This is a genomic window from Thermoleptolyngbya sp. M55_K2018_002, assembly GCF_015295965.1.
GTDB classification, from domain to species: domain Bacteria; phylum Cyanobacteriota; class Cyanobacteriia; order Elainellales; family Elainellaceae; genus Thermoleptolyngbya; species Thermoleptolyngbya sichuanensis.
The window spans coordinates 1-2,060 of the sequence record NZ_DVEA01000029.1 but is presented as its reverse complement, the minus strand read 5'-3'; the positions used below and the strand labels follow the sequence as shown (position 1 = coordinate 2,060).

Here is a 2,060-nt window from a genome sequence, read left to right as displayed (position 1 = left end):
CGGAGCAATGGTATTCGGAGCAATGGTATTCGGAGCAATAGTATCCGGAGTGCTGTGAATTTAGCCGGAGCTTTATGCAGTCATGTCATAAAGTCAACTGGATGGACGGGTAAATCTGTGCATCCCATGAGCCAAACTGGTTAAATCAGGGAATGCTAAATCTATTGCTGAGGCTCGACTTGGGTGAATCGGTCTGGGGCGATCGCCCACTGAGGCTCGACTCATGACCCAACTGCTCTAGTGCGACACATCCTCTGCAAGGCCCGTATGTTTGACCTCCCATGTCCGGTTCTAATGTTTCTTCGGTTGGTTTTTATGCGGTCGCGGACACTCCTCAAGTTATGCAGATAGACCCCCAAACCTTTACGGTCAAATTTTGGGGCGTTCGCGGCAGTGTGCCCACGCCAGGTGTCGAGATGGTGCGCTATGGAGGCAACACGCCCTGCGTAGAGATGCAAGTCGCCGGGCAGCGAATTATTTTCGACGGAGGGACGGGGCTGCGCCTGCTGGGCAAGCACCTGCGCGATGAAATGCCCGTCGAGGCGCACCTGTTTTTTACCCACACGCACTGGGATCGTATCCAGGGATTTCCCTTTTTTGCGCCTGCTTTTGTACCCGGAAATTGTTTCCATATCTACGGGGCGGCCGGCCCAAATGGCGCGTCAATCAAGCAGCGCCTCTCCGATCAAATGCTGCGCCCCAATTTTCCCGTGCCGTTGCAGGTGATGCAGGCGGATCTGAAGTTTGTAGACATCGTGCCGGGGTCGGTGATTCCGATTGAGGATGTGACGGTGGAAGCTGTATCGCTCAATCGACCCAATGGGGCGCTGGGCTATCGCGTAACCTGGGGCGGCTATTCGGTGGTCTATGCCACAGATACCGAGCGATCGCCCGATTCGGTGGAGCAAAATCTGAAGTATCTAGCGCAAGACGCAGATCTGCTGATTTACGACGCAGCCTACATCAGCGATCATGCCCTGGTTGACCCCGAAGCAGCCACCGGGGAGCAGAACCACGGCTGGCAGTCGGGCATCGATTTGGCGATCGCCGCTAGGGTCAAACAGGTCATCATGTTCCACCACGACCCAGCCCACGAGGACGATTTTCTGGACAGCATCGAGCAGGATGTGCAGTCTCGCTATCCCAATGTGAAGCTAGCCCGCGAGGGCATGGTGCTGGACGTGACGAGATTCGGGAACAATCTTTCGGCGTAGATTAGCACTCCGGCATCATAAGTCGGCATAGCGATCGACCGCGACGCGCAACTTTCAATCTGCCCTCATCCCCCAACCCCTTCTCCCAAGTGGGGAGAAGGGGCGCAAGAGAGGCTTGAAGTCCCTCTCCCGCCTTGGGAGAACACACTTAAAGCCTCCGGCGTACCAGAAAAGGGAAAGGGAGATTAGCAAGGTTGCACGTTGCATAAAGGTTGCACGTTGCATAAAGATGGACAACGCGATGCGCTGCCCATCCTTACGTCTTCAGGACATCTTCACGATTGGCCCCAATCCCTAAACATGAGTCAACTGTCGCTTCATTTCGTCGGCATACTGATCCGCATTTAGCCCCACCAGCACATGTAGCTTGTGGTCGGTCAGATGCATCACGCCGTTAGCGCCGGCCGCACTAAGCGCAGAGTCATCCACTACGCTGTCGTCTGCCACCTCGACCCGCAGGCGCGTCAGGGCAGCAGGTTCCACGCTGCGGATATTGCGGCGACCCCCAAGGGCAATGATCAGGTTTTCAGCCTTCTCGGCAGCCATCGGGTCGCGGGCCGGAGCGCCACTGCCCACAGCCGCCTCTTCAGCGACTTCGGCTTCACCCGCCGCCGGCGTGTAACCCAGATCCGCTTCCGGGCCAGCGGTTTTCAAATACTCGATCATGTCGGTCTTGAGGTTTTCTGAGCGCGGGCCGAAAATCGCCTGCACGCTGTTGCCCACCTCCAGCACACCAGATGCACCCAGCGCCTTCAGTCGCGCCTTGTTCACCTTGCTCTTATCTTTGACGGTAATCCGCAGGCGGGTGATGCAAGCGTCCATCACCTCGATATTGCTGCGCCCGCC

At 56.9% G+C, this 2,060-nt stretch carries 2 protein-coding genes; one reads left to right on the top strand and one right to left on the bottom strand.

Annotated features, from left to right (window positions below; all coding sequences use genetic code 11):
* The first annotated feature begins 341 nt into the window (after positions 1-341).
* Positions 342-1,214, top strand: a complete 873-nt coding sequence (locus tag IGS51_RS01355) for an MBL fold metallo-hydrolase (protein ID WP_297075069.1) — start codon at positions 342-344, stop codon at positions 1,212-1,214.
* A 294-nt stretch (positions 1,215-1,508) separates the two neighbouring features.
* On the opposite strand, the gene IGS51_RS01350 is transcribed toward IGS51_RS01355, so the two are convergent.
* A partial coding sequence (locus IGS51_RS01350) for a glucose PTS transporter subunit EIIB (RefSeq protein ID WP_297075067.1) occupies positions 1,509-2,060 on the bottom strand: 552 nt, incomplete at its 5' end.

Excerpts from the sequence above, each read along its gene's own strand:
- IGS51_RS01355 (WP_297075069.1), top strand. The coding sequence starts at position 342 with ATGCAGATAGACCCCCAAACCTTTACGGTCAAATTTTGGGGCGTTCGC.